15 protein-coding genes are annotated in these 16,607 nt (G+C 60.0%); 8 read left to right on the top strand and 7 right to left on the bottom strand.

Features of this window, described 5'->3' with window-relative positions; all coding sequences use genetic code 11:
• Positions 1-75 precede the first annotated feature (75 nt).
• From pstB to MUM_RS0106530, 4 genes are all read left to right on the top strand, one after another.
• Positions 76-909, top strand: a complete 834-nt coding sequence (pstB, locus tag MUM_RS0106545) for a phosphate ABC transporter ATP-binding protein PstB (RefSeq protein WP_010168321.1) — start codon at positions 76-78, stop codon at positions 907-909.
• A 72-nt stretch (positions 910-981) separates the two neighbouring features.
• Positions 982-1,743: a phosphate signaling complex protein PhoU gene (gene phoU, locus MUM_RS0106540; RefSeq protein WP_010168319.1), complete on the top strand. Its 762-nt coding sequence runs from the start codon at positions 982-984 to the stop codon at positions 1,741-1,743.
• Between the two features lie 167 nt (positions 1,744-1,910).
• On the top strand, positions 1,911-2,810 hold the full coding sequence (locus tag MUM_RS0106535) for a response regulator (RefSeq protein WP_010168318.1): 900 nt from the start codon (positions 1,911-1,913) through the stop codon (positions 2,808-2,810).
• A gap of 140 nt (positions 2,811-2,950) precedes the next feature.
• Positions 2,951-3,601 (top strand): M23 family metallopeptidase, encoded by a 651-nt coding sequence (locus MUM_RS0106530; protein WP_010168317.1) that lies wholly within the window; start codon positions 2,951-2,953, stop codon positions 3,599-3,601.
• A 117-nt stretch (positions 3,602-3,718) separates the two neighbouring features.
• Here MUM_RS0106530 and MUM_RS0106525 read toward each other — a convergent pair whose 3' ends face one another.
• The 3 genes from MUM_RS0106525 to phoB form a co-directional block, all read right to left on the bottom strand.
• Entirely contained in the window at positions 3,719-5,059 is a 1,341-nt protein-coding gene (locus MUM_RS0106525; protein ID WP_003213385.1) for a hemolysin family protein, read from the bottom strand.
• Between the two features lie 124 nt (positions 5,060-5,183).
• The gene (phoR, locus tag MUM_RS0106515) at positions 5,184-6,506 is read right to left on the bottom strand and encodes a phosphate regulon sensor histidine kinase PhoR (protein WP_010168316.1); all 1,323 of its coding nucleotides are present in this window, start codon (positions 6,504-6,506) and stop codon (positions 5,184-5,186) included.
• Positions 6,507-6,549: 43 nt separating this feature from the next.
• A complete protein-coding gene (gene phoB / locus MUM_RS0106510; RefSeq protein ID WP_003176964.1) occupies positions 6,550-7,239 on the bottom strand; it encodes a phosphate regulon transcriptional regulator PhoB in 690 nt (229 codons plus the stop codon).
• 152 nt (positions 7,240-7,391) lie between these two features.
• Here phoB and MUM_RS0106505 point away from each other — a divergent pair, with 152 nt between their 5' ends.
• A complete protein-coding gene (locus MUM_RS0106505; protein WP_010168314.1) occupies positions 7,392-7,772 on the top strand; it encodes a COG4315 family predicted lipoprotein in 381 nt (126 codons plus the stop codon).
• A gap of 38 nt (positions 7,773-7,810) precedes the next feature.
• Here the strand turns inward: MUM_RS0106505 and ubiA are convergent, their stop codons facing one another.
• Entirely contained in the window at positions 7,811-8,701 is an 891-nt protein-coding gene (ubiA, locus tag MUM_RS0106500) for a 4-hydroxybenzoate octaprenyltransferase (RefSeq protein WP_010168311.1), read from the bottom strand.
• Complete coding sequence (locus MUM_RS0106495; protein WP_010168309.1) at positions 8,701-9,264, bottom strand: chorismate--pyruvate lyase family protein; 564 nt, start codon at positions 9,262-9,264, stop codon at positions 8,701-8,703. The genes ubiA and MUM_RS0106495 overlap by 1 nt, the downstream gene beginning before the upstream one ends.
• Before the next feature lie 195 nt (positions 9,265-9,459).
• On the opposite strand from MUM_RS0106495, the gene MUM_RS0106490 reads away from it, so the two are divergent.
• From MUM_RS0106490 to MUM_RS0106480, 3 genes are all read left to right on the top strand, one after another.
• A complete protein-coding gene (locus MUM_RS0106490; RefSeq protein ID WP_003213373.1) occupies positions 9,460-9,627 on the top strand; it encodes a rubredoxin in 168 nt (55 codons plus the stop codon).
• Positions 9,628-9,656: 29 nt separating this feature from the next.
• Entirely contained in the window at positions 9,657-10,805 is a 1,149-nt protein-coding gene (locus MUM_RS0106485; protein WP_010168307.1) for an NAD(P)/FAD-dependent oxidoreductase, read from the top strand.
• 191 nt (positions 10,806-10,996) lie between these two features.
• Positions 10,997-11,272: an HU family DNA-binding protein gene (locus MUM_RS0106480; RefSeq protein WP_003213368.1), complete on the top strand. Its 276-nt coding sequence runs from the start codon at positions 10,997-10,999 to the stop codon at positions 11,270-11,272.
• A 182-nt stretch (positions 11,273-11,454) separates the two neighbouring features.
• On the opposite strand, the gene MUM_RS0106475 is transcribed toward MUM_RS0106480, so the two are convergent.
• Entirely contained in the window at positions 11,455-12,216 is a 762-nt protein-coding gene (locus MUM_RS0106475) for a pentapeptide repeat-containing protein (RefSeq protein ID WP_169386811.1), read from the bottom strand.
• The gene (locus tag MUM_RS0106470) at positions 12,213-16,595 is read right to left on the bottom strand and encodes an RHS repeat-associated core domain-containing protein (protein ID WP_010168283.1); all 4,383 of its coding nucleotides are present in this window, start codon (positions 16,593-16,595) and stop codon (positions 12,213-12,215) included. Before MUM_RS0106470 ends, MUM_RS0106475 begins: the two co-directional genes overlap by 4 nt.
• Positions 16,596-16,607 lie beyond the last annotated feature (12 nt).

The raw sequence follows: 16,607 nt of genomic DNA, 5'->3' as shown, positions 1-16,607 counted from the left end.
TAGCGCTAGACACAGATTTTGAGTAAGCCGCCCCGGCGGTTCAACGAAACGAATTGGTAGCACAGGGAGCATCCCATGCAACAAGACACTCATTCCCACGGCATCAACATGTCAGCCCTGGGTCGCGACAAGCAGAGCCTGAGCCTGGCCCAGGAAACCGTGGCCATCGAAGTCCCAGGTCTGAGCCTGTACTACGGCGACAAGCAGGCGCTGTACGACGTCAGCATGAACATCCCCAAGCAACGCGTGACCGCCTTCATCGGCCCGTCCGGTTGCGGCAAGTCGACCTTGCTGCGCACCTTCAACCGGATGAACGACCTGGTGGACGGCTGCCGCGTCGAGGGCGCCATCAACCTGTACGGCACCAACATCTACCGCAAGGGCGAAGACGTGGCCGAGCTGCGTCGCCGGGTGGGCATGGTGTTCCAGAAGCCGAACCCGTTTCCCAAGACCATCTATGAAAACGTGGTCTACGGCCTGCGCATCCAGGGCATCAACAAGAAGCGCATCCTCGACGAAGCCGTTGAGTGGGCACTGAAAGGCGCGGCGCTGTGGGACGAGGTCAAGGACCGCCTGCACGAGTCGGCCCTCGGTTTGTCCGGCGGCCAGCAGCAACGTCTGGTGATCGCCCGCACCATCGCCGTGGAGCCTGAAGTACTGCTGCTCGATGAACCGTGCTCGGCACTCGACCCGATCTCCACGTTGAAAGTCGAAGAGCTGATCTACGAACTGAAATCCAAGTTCACCATCGTGATCGTGACCCACAACATGCAACAGGCGGCGCGGGTTTCCGACTACACCGCGTTCATGTACATGGGCAAGCTGGTGGAGTTTGGCGACACCGATACCCTGTTCACCAACCCGGCGAAGAAGCAGACCGAAGACTACATCACCGGTCGCTACGGCTAGCAGCTGGCAGGTTGCACACTGAACTGATGCTGCGGTCGACCGCACCTTACCGGACGTTCCAAGGACGCCAACATGATTAGCAAAGAAGGCCTTACCCATCACATCTCCGCGCAGTTCAACGCCGAGCTTGAGGAAGTGCGCAGCCACCTCCTGGCCATGGGCGGGCTGGTGGAGAAGCAAGTCAACGATGCGGTCACCGCGCTGATCGAGGCCGACTCGGGCCTGGCCCAGCAAGTGCGCGAGATCGATGACCAGATCAACCAGATGGAACGCAACATCGACGAAGAATGCCTGCGCATCCTGGCCCGTCGTCAGCCGGCGGCGTCCGACCTGCGTTTGATCATCAGCATCTCCAAGTCCGTGATCGACCTGGAGCGCATCGGCGACGAAGCCACCAAGATCGCCCGCCGCGCCATCCAGTTGTGCGAAGAAGGCGAAGCGCCGCGCGGTTACGTCGAAGTGCGCCACATCGGCGACCAGGTGCGCAACATGGTCCGCGACGCCCTCGACGCGTTTGCCCGCTTTGACGCCGAACTGGCGTTGTCGGTGGCGCAGTACGACAAGATCATCGACCGCGAATACAAGACCGCCCTGCGCGAGCTGGCGACCTACATGATGGAAGACCCGCGCTCTATCTCGCGGGTGTTGAGCATCATCTGGGTCCTGCGTTCGCTGGAACGCATCGGCGACCACGCGCGCAATATCTCGGAACTGGTGATCTACCTGGTGCGGGGTACCGACGTGCGGCACATGGGCCTCAAGCGCATGAAAGCCGAAGTTGAAGGCACCGCCGATCAAATCCCTAATGTTCCGGGCGTTCCTGACGATAAGTAAGATTGCCCGAGAAATAAACGCCCGGCCTTTGGTCGGGCGTTTTCGTTTGTGGCGTACGAATTTTGCGCGGCGGGGAAACGTAAAGTCCTGGCGTGACTGAAGAGTTTTGGCGAAATGCCATCAGCGAAGCGTTATGCTTGCCGGGGTTTTTATAGGATGAAGGGTCGATGAGCAAAGTCAGTGTGTTGGTGGTGGATGACGCCTCGTTTATTCGCGACCTGGTGAAGAAGTGCCTGCGCAACTACTTCCCGGGGATCAAGATCGAAGATGCGGTGAACGGCAAAAAGGCCCAGGCCATCCTGATGCGCGAAACCTTCGACATGGTGCTGTGTGACTGGGAAATGCCGGAAATGTCCGGCCTGGAACTGCTGACCTGGTGCCGTGAGCAGCCTCATCTGAAAGCCATGCCGTTCGTCATGGTGACCAGCCGTGGTGACAAGGAAAACGTGGTGCAGGCGATCCAGGCCGGGGTTTCCGGCTACGTGAGCAAGCCCTTCACCAACGAGCAGCTGCTGAACAAGGTCAAGCAGGCGCTGAACAAGATTGGTCGCCTCGACGCGTTGATCGCCAGCGCGCCGACCAAGATGAACTCGGCGTTCGGCAACGACTCCCTCAGCGCCCTGACGGGCGGCAAGCCTGAAGCAGTAAAGCCGGCTCCGGTGGCCGCACCCAGCAAAGGCTTGCTCAACAGCCCGCCGGTGCAGGCCGCTCCGACCGCATCGCCTGCCAGCGGTCGTGGGCAGGGCCAGTTGCGCCTGTCCAGCGGCACCCAGCAATGTGTGATCAAGGCCTTGAGCATCAAGGAAGCGTTGCTGGTGGTGCGTCGCGGCGAAGTCCTGCCTCAGGTACTGGAAAGCGCCGTGCTCGACCTGGAGCAGGGTGAAAATGCCGAGGTGGCGCGCCTTAACGGCTACCTGCACGCCGTCGTGGCCTACGAGCCCAAGCCGGACAGTGATTGGCTGCAACTGACCTTCCGGTTTATCGACCAGGACGCGCAGAAGCTCGATTACATCTCGCGGCTGATCGCTCGCGGCACCGCGCAGAAGCATTTTGTGCCGGGTGCGTGACCTGGCAGTCATTTCAGGCCAACGTTTTACCTGTGGCGAGGGAGCTTGCTCCCTCGCCACAGGGGCATTGGACGGTTCACATAGCACTGTCATGATCCCTTGTTAGCCTGCCATTCAGTCGTCCCTGGCAGGCCAACCCCATGCTCGCGCGCTCACTGCTGTTCTGTGGATTGTTAATCACCGCCCCGTCGGCGATGTCCATGACCCTCTACAAATCCATCGACGCCGACGGCGCCGTGGTTTTCAGTGACCGGTACACACCCGGGGCGCAGGCGTTTGTGTATCAGGAGCGGGTGATGCCCAAGCCTGCATATCCTGCGCAACCTGTTTCCTATCGCTATCCATTGCCCTGGCGCGGCGGCCCGTTCCGACTCACTCAAGGCCCGAACGGCACCTTCAGCCACTCCGAGCTCAAAAGCCGCTATGCGATGGATATCGCGATGCCTGAAGGCACGCCGATCATCGCGGCGCGCGCAGGCATGGTGCTGAAAACCGAGAACGCCCAAGCCGGGCGCGGAGGCGACCCATCGGGCAATTTCGTGCGGGTGCAGCACGATGACGGTACTCAAGGCGTGTACCTGCACCTCAAGCAAGGGTCGGTCAGCGTCAGGGAAGGGCAACGCGTGGCGGTGGGCAGCCCGTTGGCGCTGTCGGGCAATACCGGCAACAGCAGCGGGCCGCATCTGCATTTTGTGGTGCAGCGCACGACGGCGTTGGGGCTGGTGTCGATTCCGTATGAATTCAACCAGCCGGTGCAGGCGTTGCCCAACTTTGCGTTGGGCACGCGGTAAGGCTTTTGTAGGAGCGAGCTTGCTCGCGAAAAACCTGAGGGCGCTGCCGGGTGTCAGGATCCCAGCGTTATCGTTAACGTCCCTCGCGAGCAAGCTCGCTCCTGCAGGGGGTGTGCCCTAGTCGAGCAGCAGCACCTTGGCCAACACGATCTTCGGCCCTTTCATCTTCTTGATGATGATCCGCAAGCCTTCGACTTCCAGCACTTCTTCTTCTTCCGGCACCCGTTTCAGGGTGTCGTAGATCAGCCCTGCCAGGGTCTCGGCTTCGATGTGGTCCAGGTCGACGCCCAGCAAGCGCTCCACCTTGAACAGCGGTGTGTCACCACGCACCAGCAGCTTGCCCGGCTGATAGGCAAGGATGCCGCGCTCGGCCTTGCGGTGTTCGTCCTGGATGTCGCCCACCAGCACTTCCAGCACGTCTTCCATGGTCAGGTAGCCGATGACCTTGCCGTCGGCTTCTTCCACCAGGGCAAAGTGCGCGCCGCCCTTGCGGAACTGCTCCAGCAGTTGTGACAGCGGCATGTGGCGCGATACGCGCTCCAGCGGGCGAGTCAGCTCGGCCAGGTTGAACGACTCGGGGATGTGGTCCAGGGCCGCCAGTTCCAGCAGCAGGTCCTTGATGTGCAGCAGGCCGACAAACTCGTTACGCACCGCGTCGTACACCGGGTAGCGGCTGAACTTGTGGCGGCGGAACAACGCCAGGATTTCCTTGAGCGGGGCGTTGAAGTCCAGGGTCACCAGGTCTTCCCGGGAGTTGGCCCAGTCCACCACTTCCAGCTCGCCCATTTCCACGGCGGAGGCCAGTACACGCATGCCCTGGTCGCTCGGGTCCTGGCCACGGCTGGAGTGCAGGATCAGTTTCAGTTCTTCACGGCTGTAATGGTGCTCGTGGTGCGGGCCGGGCTCGCCCTGGCCGGCGATGCGCAGGATGGCGTTGGCACTGGCGTTGAGCAGGTAGATCGCCGGGTACATGGCCCAGTAGAACAGGTACAGCGGCACGGCGGTCCACAGCGACAGCAGCTCGGGCTTGCGAATCGCCCAGGACTTGGGCGCCAGCTCACCGACCACGATGTGCAGGTACGAGATCACGAAGAAGGCGGCAAAGAACGACACGCCCTTGATCACTTCCGGCGATTGCACGCCGATCGCGCCCAGCAACGGCTCGAGGATGTGCGCGAAGGCCGGCTCACCGACCCAGCCCAGGCCCAGGGAGGCGAGGGTGATACCCAACTGGCAGGCCGACAGATACGCGTCGAGCTGGCTGTGTACGGTGCGCAGGATCTGCCCGCGCCAGCCGTTTTTGTGGGCGATGGCCTCGACCCGGGTCGAGCGCAGTTTGACCATGGCAAATTCCGCCGCAACGAAGAAGCCGTTGAGCAGTACCAGGATCAGTGCAAAAAGAATCATGCCGAAGTCGGCGAAGAGTGTCGCGAGGGTGATGCCAGGGGAAGGGTCCATGATGGGGTTTTGCGGGTTCCGTCTAATCAAAAAGGGTGAGCAGGTGGGCCTGAAAGGCAGGCACAAGTCAGCCAATGTAGCGGCTGACGGGGCGCTTGCCTAGTGGCGGCTGCCGGGTGGAGGGTCACTCGTCCTGATGAGTAACCCGTGAACGCGTCATCTGGGTCGGCGGGAAATGACAGGTGAAGGTACTGCCATGGCCCAGCACGCTGCTGATTTCCAGCCGTGCGCGATGGCGCAGCAGCACATGTTTGACGATAGCCAGGCCGAGTCCCGTGCCGCCGGTGTTGGAGTTGCGGCTGGAGTCGACGCGGTAGAAGCGTTCGGTGAGGCGCGGCAAGTGCTTGGCGTCGATGCCCATCCCGGAGTCCTGCACGCTGAGGTGGGCGCCCTGGTCGTCGGCCCACCAGCGGATGCGGATATTGCCCTTGTCCTGGGTGTATTTGACGGCGTTGAACACCAGGTTGGAAAACGCGCTGCGTAGTTCGCCTTCACTGCCCTTGAGCAGGATCGAGGGGTCGGCTTCGAGGGTAATCTGCTGTTCCCGCTGCCCGGACAAGGCCTGGGCGTCGCTCTTGATGGTCTGCAACAGGCTTTGCACCGGTACCGGATGGTTGTCCGACGGGTAATCAGTGGCTTCCAGCTTGGCCAGCAACAGCAGGTCATTGAGCAGCGTTTGCATGCGCCCGCCTTGCTGCTGCATCTGCTGCAGGGCGCGGGTCCAGCGCGGGTTCACGTCTTCGACGTTGTCGAGCAGCGTCTCCAGGTAGCCGCAGATCACCGTCAGCGGGGTGCGCAGTTCATGGGAGACGTTGGCGACGAAGTCCTTGCGCATCTGTTCCAGCTGATGGATACGCGTGACATCGCGCACCAGCATCAAATGTTCGTTATTGCCGTAGCGCGTCAGGTACAGCTGGATGCGCACGCGGTCGTTGGTCGGTGACGGGATTTCCAGGGCTTCTTCGTAGTTGTCCTGCTCGAAGTATTCCTTGAAGCGCGGGTGGCGCACCAGGTTGGTCACCGGCTGGCCGCTGTCCTGGGGCGTCTTGAGGCCCAGCAGTGTCTCTGCGGCGCGGTTCCACCATTCCAGGTTGCCGTCGCTGTCGAGCATGATCACCGCGTCTTTCAGCGCGGCCGTAGACTCCTGCACCCGGTCGATCACCGCTTGCAGACGCCCGCGCACGCGTTGGTCGCGGCGTTGCAGGTGGTAGATGCTGTCGAACACCTCGCCCCACAGGCCGTAGCCGTCGGGTGGCGCTTCGTCGGGTTTGTGCTGGCGCAGCCACTCGTGAAGGCGCAGCAATTGCTTGAGGGTCCAGCCCAGGTAAAGGCCCAGGCCGACGGCCAGGCTCCAGCCGTAATAGCCGCTGACCAGGCCCACCAGCAGGCAGCCGGTGATCAACAGGAGCATGTGGCGGATCAGGGTGCCATGCCAGTTTTGGTTCACTTAAACACGCGTCCTTTCAGCTGTCTGGGCAGTTCGCTGCGGCTCAGCCTTTGGTTGAAAACCGGTAGCCGGTGCCGCGCACGGTTTGTACCAGATTCTCGTAAGCGTCGCCCAAGGCTTTGCGCAGGCGGCGGATATGCACGTCGACGGTACGCTCTTCCACATACACGTTGCCGCCCCAGACCTGGTCCAGCAATTGGCCGCGGGTGTAGGCGCGTTCCTGGTGGGTCATGAAAAATTGCAGCAGGCGGTATTCGGTGGGGCCCATCTCGGCAGGCTTGCCGTCGATGGTCACGCGGTGGCTGATAGGGTCCAGGAGCAGGCCGCCGACTTCGATAGGCGCTTCGCCATCGGTAGGGCCGGCACGGCGCAGCACGGCTTTCAGACGGGCAACCAGTTCCCGTGGGGAAAAGGGCTTGGTGATGTAGTCATCGGCACCGACTTCCAGGCCCTGAATCTTGTTGTCCTCTTCGCCCTTGGCGGTGAGCATGATGATCGGGATATCCCCGGTCAGCTCATCGCGCTTCAGGCGACGGGCCAGCTCGATGCCGGAGGTGCCGGGCAGCATCCAGTCCAGCAGGATCAGGTCCGGCTTGCGGTCGACGATAATGGCATGGGCCTGCTGGGAGTTCTCCGCCTCCAGGCAGTCATAGCCGGCCATTTCCAACGCAACGGCGATCATCTCGCGAATGGGCGCTTCGTCGTCAACGATCAGAATGCTCCTGCCAACCATGCTAAATCCTCTTGTCATTTAACTGTCTTGCGCCGCATTAGATAACGGAATTATTGCAGTCGTGTGACAGTAATTTAGTCGCTCGGGCAATCGGCGCCTCTCTGGACTACGCTTTGGGTCCGAATCCTGACAACCACAAAAGGAAGGTTCCCATGACTCACAGTACTTTTTCCTGGAAAGCCCTGCTGGTAACGGCCGCGTTAACGCTGCCGGCACTGGCGGTTGCGGCGGAGCCCGGGATGGCGAAGGGCGGGATGCTGGTGGACCACAAGGGCATGACCCTTTACACCTTCGACAAAGACAAGGATGGCAAGTCCAACTGCAACGGAGACCCCTGCGAAACCAACTGGCCGCCCCTGAAGGCGGAATCCACGGATAAACCGGCCGGCAAATGGACGGTCATCACCCGTGAGGATCAGACCAGTCAGTGGGCGTATGAGGGCAAGCCGGTTTATACCTTTAAGAATGACAAAGCGGCAGGCGACAAGTCTGGAGACGGTAAAGGCGACGTCTGGCACGTCATCAAACCCTGATCACGGCTGTGGCGAGGGGACGTGCCCCTCGCCCTTGATCACTTGAAGGCGTAGTCCGCCACAATTCCGACAAAAATCGCCAACCCGGCCCAGTGGTTGTGCAAAAACGCCTTGAAGCATTTGAGCCGGTCCTTGTCCCGTGTGTACCAGAACTCCCAGGCAAAACACCCGGCCGCCGCCAGCAAGCCCAGGTGGAACCAGCCACCCAACTCAAAGCGCATCCCCGCCAGCCACAGGCAAGCCAGGGCCAGGCCCTGCAACGTCAGGATGATCACCCGGTCGGCCTCGCCAAACAGAATGGCGGTGGATTTGACCCCGATTTTCAGGTCGTCATCGCGATCGGTCATGGCGTAGTACGTGTCGTAACCCACCGTCCACAACAGGTTGGCGATGTACAGCAGCCAGGCAGCGGCGGGCAGGCTGCCCGTCTCGGCGGTGAACGCCATCGGCATGCCCCAGGAAAACGCTGCGCCCAATACCACCTGCGGGTAATAGGTGTAGCGCTTCATGAACGGGTAGCTGGCCGCCAGCGCGAGGCCGCCCAGGGACAGCCAGATCGTCATGGAGTTGGTCAGCAGCACCAGCAGGAAACTGATGAACATCAGCACCGCGAAGAACACCAGTGCCTCTTTCGAGCTGATCTTGCCGCTCACCAGCGGGCGCTGTTCGGTGCGTTTCACATGGCCGTCGACTTTGCGGTCGGCCCAGTCATTAATCACGCAACCGCCGGCCCGGGTGAGTATCACGCCGAGCACAAAAATCAGGATATTGAGCAGCGATGGCGAACCCTTGCCGGCAATCCACAGCGCCCACAGCGTGGGCCACAGCAGCAGATAAATGCCGATGGGCTTGTCCATGCGGGTCAACTGGATGAAGTCCCAGGCCCTTGGGTTCAAGTGATTCAGGGATTTGAGCAGGCGCTGATACATCAGCAATTCTCCGGGTGGTCGTGCACGGCTTGCCACAAGGTCGGCAGGAAGATCTCGGCCACCAGCACGCTCAGCGGCCCGCGATCAAAACGCGAGCGGCGTGCCCACAGGTGATCGGCCTGGTCCGCCACGGGCAGCCATACCCGTGGGTAACGGCATACCTCGATGGCCTGGCGCGTGAAGGCGTGGTCACAAAACAACAACTCCCCCAGCGACCGGCTACCCAACTCATCCATGTGCAAACCATCACCCTGCAACGCGCTGCGGGCCGCCACGCTGCGGGCAAACACCCAGGGCTGGCCGTGGCCGCGCAAATACACCTCGCGCACCCAGCCGATGCTGGCGGCGGGCAAGTCCAGGGTGGCGCATTCGTCGTCACGCAGTGGCTGCCAGCCTTCGAACAGCGGCGTCACGCTGAAACCATCGCTGGACAGGCGCGTCAGGCGCCGGGTCAGCGAACCTTCATCGAACAGCCAGTCGAGTGTCAGCGGCGCGGGCAGTGGGCTCAGAAGGCTCTGGGTCAGCCATCGGCAAGCATCGGGAAGGGCGTTTGAATGCGGCACGGAGGGTCATTATTGGCAGTTAATGAGGCGGCGAGCTTACCATGGCGCCCTGGACTTTTGCCGGGGCGCGCCAGGCTCATGCGTCGATCATGCTTGCATCTGCGGCTGCTGATCAGTACAAAACGCCCTGAGCCGCACGGCAAGGTTGCATCTATCGACCGTGGGCCAACGCGCCTGGACCTGAGGAAACAAGCAATGAAGAAGTGGCAATGTGTCGTCTGTGGCCTGATCTACGACGAAAAAGACGGATGGCCGGATGACGGCATCGCTCCGGGCACGCTGTGGCAGGACGTCCCGGAAGACTGGCTGTGCCCGGACTGCGGCGTGGGCAAAATGGATTTCGAAATGATCGAAATCGGCTGAAACCAGAATTTAACTACAAGGAGAAAGGAATGAACGCACCTGTCGTGATCGTCGGCACGGGCTTGGCCGGTTACAACCTGGCTCGGGAGTTTCGCAAGCTCGATAGCGAAACCCCGCTGTTGCTGATCACCGCAGATGACGGGCGCTCCTACTCCAAGCCCATGCTTTCCACCGGCTTTGGCAAGAACAAGGAAGCCGACGGCCTGAGCATGGCGGAACCGGGCGCCATGGCCGAGCAGTTGAAAGCCGAAGTGCGCACCCACACCCGCATCAGCGGCATTGACCCGGGCCACAAGCGCTTGTGGATCGGTGAGGAAGCGGTGGTCTACCGCGACCTGATCCTGGCCTGGGGCGCAGAAACCGTGCGGGTGCCGGTACAGGGTGACGCCGCTGACCTGATTTTCCCGATCAACGACCTTGAAGATTACGCGCGCTTCCGTGCGGCGGCGGCCGGTAAACGCCGGGTGCTGCTGCTGGGCGCCGGGCTGATCGGCTGCGAGTTCGCCAACGACCTGATCCTGGGCGGCTACGAGATCGACCTGGTGGCGCCGTGCGAGCAAGTCATGCCGACCCTGCTGCACCCGGCGGCGGCCGCAGCGGTGCAGGCCGGCCTGGAAGGCCTGGGAGCGCGTTTCCACCTGGGCCCGGTGCTCAATCGCCTGCAACGCAACGCTGACGGCCTGGAAGCCCATCTGTCTGACGGTGAAGTGATCCAGTGCGACCTGGTGGTGTCTGCCATCGGCCTGCGCCCGCGTGTCGACCTGGCCGCTGCGGCGGGCTTGCAGATCAACCGCGGGATCATGGTCGATCGCCACCTCAAGACCTCCCACGCCAACATCTACGCCCTGGGCGACTGTGCCGAGGTCGATGGCCTGAACCTGCTGTACGTGATGCCGCTGATGAGCTGCGCCCGCGCCCTGGCCCAGACCCTCGCGGGCAACGCGACCGCCGTCAGCTACGGCCCGATGCCCGTCACGGTAAAAACCCCGATCTGCCCGCTGGTCGTCTCGCCACCGCCACGAGGCACCGAAGGCGTCTGGAGCGTCGAAGGGCAGGGCGCCGACATCAAGGCCCTGTGCCGCGACGCCAGCGGGCGCCTGCTGGGGTACGCGCTGACAGGCACTGCCGTGATGGAAAAACTCGCCCTCAACAAAGAACTTCCACCGTTGCTGGCGTAAATAGCGGTCGTTCTGTCGGATTAAGCATCATTTTGACCGTAGAAAGGTCGCCGTGAGACTGGCGCAGGCCCCGATGGCATGCCATCCTCACTCCCGTCTGCCGCAGAGTAGAGCCTGCGGCGCCTTGGGCGCTGCTCCGATAGAGAGCAGCACGGACATAACAACAAAAAACCGTCAAAGAGGCTTCACTTATGCGTAAACCAGAACTCGCAGCCGCTATTGCAGAAAAAGCAGACCTGACCAAAGAACAGGCCAACCGCGTACTCAACGCCGTACTTGAAGAAATCACCGGCGCGCTGCATCGCAAGGACAGCGTCACCCTGGTGGGCTTCGGCACCTTCCTGCAGCGCCACCGCGGCGCCCGCACCGGCAAAAACCCGCAAACCGGCGAGCCGGTGAAAATCAAGGCGAGCAACACCGTTGCGTTCAAGCCAGGCAAGTCGCTTAAAGACAGCGTCAATCCGTAAGTCATGTAGAACGCGCTACGCACATGCGAGTGTGAGCGCGGGATGAAAAATGGGCACGCCGACTGGGTCGGGTGCCCATTTTTTGTTGGCGTCAAATGCCTTTTCTTACTTGGCCGGATGAGTCGTGGCTGAGTGATTGCAGCGCGTAGACGTCGATAACTTATCTTTCCCCTTTGTGTTGCCTAAGCATCCTGAAGAAGTGAAATAAATCGTGTGGTGAATTCCGCGCCTTCATAATCTTCTAGGTTGTCAGTGTTGAAAATGGCACCTCGTTGAGTTGTGAGCTTCAGCAGTCGTCGCTTTAATATTTTATTGATCTGGCTTTCAGGTTCAGAAGATATGACAGTGAGTGCTTTTTTTGCACGGGCTGCCACGTCCTTGAAAAAAATGTGCTTGGCCTCAGTGGGAGGAGTGATGTTTTCTAAGTTGCAGTTTTCAAAGGTTACATAATCGAGTTTGCAAAGTTCAAAGTCGGCAGAAAGTGGGGTGTGGGCCTGGTCTGATATGAAATTTACTTCCTGGAGTTTTCCAATGAATTTAATATTGGTGAGATTTTTTGCGTTAAACGAGTTATCAATGATTTTGCATTGAGAGAAGGTGCAGTTGGCAAAGGTGCAATCCTTCAATGACGCTTCTCGAAAGTTGCATTTCACAAACGTGCAGTTCTCAAATTTGCTATTGCTGAAACCTGACGCTTGAAAATCCGTATTCTTGAACGAGCAATGGGTCAAGGATGTTTTATTGAAGAATCGCGAGCCGGAAAAGTCAGCTTTCTCAAAGTCGCAATTTTCCAGAACACATTGATCAAAAATCGGATCGCAGAGTTTCGCGTTTTTCAGTTTGCAACCACTGATGAGTTCGTTTTCAAAGCGTGTTTTTTTAGGCAAAACGAGTCCGTCCTGCTCAACACCGGACAGTACTTTTGATGGAATTTTTTCACTCACCATAATATTCCTTCATAACCATTGCCCCAGTCCCCGTAACGCCGCTGATGCGTGCCTCTTTTCCAGTCAGCCTTCGTCGTGAGATCCCACCAGGTTTTAGTTTTAGTTTCATACACATCGGGTAGACGTTGCCCTGATTTTGATACCTCCAAATGCCCCAATGATGGGTCATTTTTCACTCTGGTTTTGAAGTCTGCATCTATTCTCTGCCCTACATACCGACGATAGCGTGAACGTGCTTGTCCGAGATCACCTCTGTCATAGGCTCTTTTTACTGCTGCTCTTTGTTTCGGGGTCAAGGACCTTTGCGGGTTACTGTAAACGGCCTTTCTAGCGGCGTTGGCGTGTGCCTGAAGCTTGCTAGTGGTTGCGCCGCAAGGTGCCCACCCCAACGGATCGATCCATCCCGAAGGATTAGGAGAATACTGATAAAGGTTAAAACCTCCTGCCAGCCCGATAGGGTCAGGCGTTGTAAAACGCCCCACATCCGGATCATAAAACCGAAATGTATTGAAATGCAGCCCCGTCTCTCGGTCCAGGTACTGTCCCTGAAACCTTAGATTCTGCTCTTCAAGGTAGTAAGGCTCGCGAACCTCCTCCGACGTATTGCCCCACACTTGGTAGCTGGCCTGCCAGAGGGTGTGTCCATCGGTCTCTGTCAACTGCTCAGGGAGCCCGTTCAGATCATTGTGGTAGTAGCGAATTTTTTGCAGCGACCCGGTACCGTCTATTCGGGCCAGAGGCGCGTAGCTTTCCCCTTCATAAACATAAAGGCTGGTCTGGCTGTGTTTGTGTTCCTGCAATAGGCGTAAACCATCCCAGATGAAACGCGTCTGTCCCAGTGGATTGCCATTGTCGTCATGCTCTGTTTTTTCGACGCGTCGCCCCAGTGGGTCATAGCTCATCCTGACCACGCTGCCGCTCTCATTTCGCACTTCAACCAGGCGACTTTCAGCGTCGTAGGCAAAGCGCTGAAAACCCCGGATGCCACTGCGTTTTTCGATCATACGACCCAAGGTATCGTATCGATAACGCTTGTCCTGATAGGTGAGCAGCCGGTTATGCCGTACTAGGCCCCCCTGATGCGGGCTATCCAGCAGGTTGGCTGCGGCGTCATAGGCGTAGGTTTCGCTCCTTCCCACTTGGTGGCAGACAAGAATCCGGTCGGTACTGTCGTAACCCAAGTGCTCTTGACGATCATGAACACGGTCAACACGCCGACGCCCAATCAGGTTATCGCTGGGATCGTAGCTGTAGTCAGTTTCAACCAACGGCGGCAACTGCCACGGTTGATCAATACTGCGGCGCTGGCGCGAGCGAACCCTTCCACTGCGGTCATACGCGGTGTTCGTTCTGAGTTGACCTTGAGTGCGCTGCACTTCGCGATGCAGACGATCACGCTCAAAGTCGCTGATGACCTTCCCATCGAGATTCAACTGATGCAGGTGACCGCTGCCGTAGTAGAGGCGGTTCAGCCATCGACCGTCGGGCAACTGGGTCTGAATCAGGTTCCCCAATTCGTCGTAGTGATGCTGCAAGGAGCCCGCTGTGCTTTGCTCCTGCAGCAGTTGCCCCAGCGCGTCGTAGCTGAAACCCAGTCGCTGCTGCTGACCGTCAAGCGCGGTGAACGTGACGCCGAGCAGTTGATCGTTCAGATCATGTTCGTAGACGGTGGTGCCGTCGGCGGTGACTTTGCTGACCAGGCGTCCAACCGGATCTCGCTGAAACTGGTGTGACAACGGCGCTACCGGTTCGCCTTCGGTTCCCGGCAGGTAGTCGACGGCGACGACATCATCCAGCGGGTCATAGGTGTAGCAGCGCCGACTCTGGTCGAGGTCTTGCTGCTGAACCATGCGGTCGCACGCATCCCACTCAAAGCGATAGCTTTCGCCGTTCTCATTGGTCAGCTTGCGCAGTCGCCCATAGGCGTCGTGATCGAACATGACTGTGCGGTTGTGCGCGTCCCAGCGTTGTTTGACCAGGCCGCGCAGGTCATAGGCATAGCGCGTGGTGCTACCGGCCGGGTCGACATGGGCCGTGAGATAACCGCTGGCACTGCGTTGGAACTGCTCCACGCGACCGTCCGGGAGCTGGCATTCCAGCAATAGCCCCTCGGGTCCGTACCGGTAGCGAACCGACTCACCTTCCGCATTGGTCTGCACCACCAGATTGCCGAAAGCGTCGTATTGATAACGGGTGGGATAACCCGAGCAATCCACCGCTTCGACCAGTTGGCTCCATTCGTTCCAATGCAGCGTTTTGGTTTTTTCGGTGGCATCGATGATGCGCACCGGCTGGCCGAACCCGTCATAGACATAGCGTGTGCTGTTGCCCAGTGGGTCGATTTCCTCGATACAGTTGCCACGCTGGTCGTAGCGATAATTCCAACTGTTGCCTGCCGGGTCGGTTTCCACCTGGGGCAATGCCCAATGTTCCAACCACTGTGTGCCGCTGGTTCTGGACAGTGGATCGATCACCGCGCTCAGGTTGCCGGACTCATCGTAATTGAAGCGCCACTGGCCGTTTTGTGGATCAATCGCGCCGAGCAACAGGCGATCTTCGTTCCATTCGAATTGCCAGGTATGGCCCAGGTTGTCGACGTAGCGGGTGATCTGGTACTGAGGGTTCCAATGCCGGGTGCTGACGCGCATCAGGCCGTCGGTCACCCGGGTAATGCCGGCGTCGAGATCGTAGTCGAAGCTGTATTCATCGCCTGCGTCTGTCCAGTGGCGACTCACGCGCCACTCTTCACCGTGGGGCCCGGACACTACTGCCCATTGATAGAAGCAGCGCAGGCCACCTGGCAACTGGTGTTCGACCATTCGCCGGCCGTGGTCATAAGCAAAGCGTCGACGGGTTGTACCTTGCACGTCCAGGACTTCAGACAGGTCGCCGTTGCTGTCATAGCGGTAACTGACGAGCACATCGCTGCGCGCGTCGAAATGTTCCTGGCGCAGGTAACGCCGTTCGATGTGGCTCACGCGCCGTGGGTGTTCGGCCGAGTAGTTCAGCTCGACGTGCATCAAGTCATGGGTGTCGCGCAGGCGATGCAGCCGGCCCAGAGTGTCGTAGTCGAGAAAGATCCGCCCTTCATTGCGATCACCCAGCAGCTGCAGACGCATCTGCGCGCTGTTCAGCGGGTCGGGCTCGAACAGTCGGTACAGGCCGTCGATGCTCTCGATCAATACCGCGCCGTCGGCACTGCGCCTGACCGCAAGGCCTTGGCCCGGGTCGAACGCTCCGCCGGACAACGGGATGTAGCCGATCTCCAGGCGGCGCCCTTGCTCATCGATGTAGACCAGGTTTTCGTCTGCATCTACCTCGATCGACACTTCATACGCAACGCTCCAGCCCGCACCAAAGAGGCCGTCCTGGCGTGTGTCGAGGCTGCTGTAGAAGCGCTGCCAATCTATCGGGAGCAAGCCCGGCAGCACGAAATCCAGCTCTTCATCCCCGCCCAGAATCTTGGCCCCGGTGGCACTGTGAACCGGATTGGGCGAGCCATTCATGGCGCTCTTGAGCGCCGAAGTGACCTTGCTGGTTGCGTATGAGATGGCGCCACCCACCAGCAAACCACCGACCAGGCACGGCAGCTTGGTCCAGAAGCATTTCAGGTTGCCCCGCAACGCCATCACCACGGCAATTGCCAGGCCTACGCCCGGCGTTTTTCCGCTGCGAATTTCCTGCACCACGATGGTCCCGCCGCCGATGCGCACATCCGGCGAGATCAGGCCCGGGGCTGTACCAATCTTGGCGTCGCACGTACTGCGATCGCCACTGCGCGCCGCAGGCTGGCCGTTGATGAACACCGAGCTGGAACCCTCCGCAATGAATTGCAGGGGCATCGGCGGGTGCTTGTTGCACGCCACGGTATCCAGTGGGCAAGGCTCGGTGCCGGGCGCGGGCGAGGCGACGGTCGGGCGCCACATCTGTGAGAAAAACTCCCCGGCCATGTCCAGGAAGCTGGGCGCCGGTGGCTCGCTGGGCGCGACCGGCACGGCCGTCATCTTGCCGGCGGCGCGGGCCGCCTTTTTGCCATTGATGAAGACGTCGTCCGAGCCGCTGGTGATAAAGGCGTCGATCACCGGCGGGAACACCCAGTTGGCGGCTGACTCGCACCAACTGGATATTTTCAGATCAGCCCCTGTGAGCCCTGCGGTAATGCCTACGACGGCACCCACGACTAACACCAGGGCAACGCCGCCGGTAGCGATAGTCGCACCGGTTGTGATGGCAACAGCCGCCGCCACCGCCAGGCAGCCCACAGTGGTGATCGCCGCATAGGCTGCCACTTCCAGTACACCGCCGAGAATATCGGCCATCACCGAGGTGTGCAGCAGTGCGTCGCCTTCGCGGGCAGCCCACAGGTCTTCACTCATTGCTCAGACTCG

It is taken from the genome of Pseudomonas sp. PAMC 25886 (genome assembly GCF_000242655.1).
In the GTDB taxonomy this organism is placed as follows: domain Bacteria; phylum Pseudomonadota; class Gammaproteobacteria; order Pseudomonadales; family Pseudomonadaceae; genus Aquipseudomonas.
Note: the sequence above shows the minus strand (reverse complement) of the source record. Positions and strands in the feature narration are given on the sequence as shown.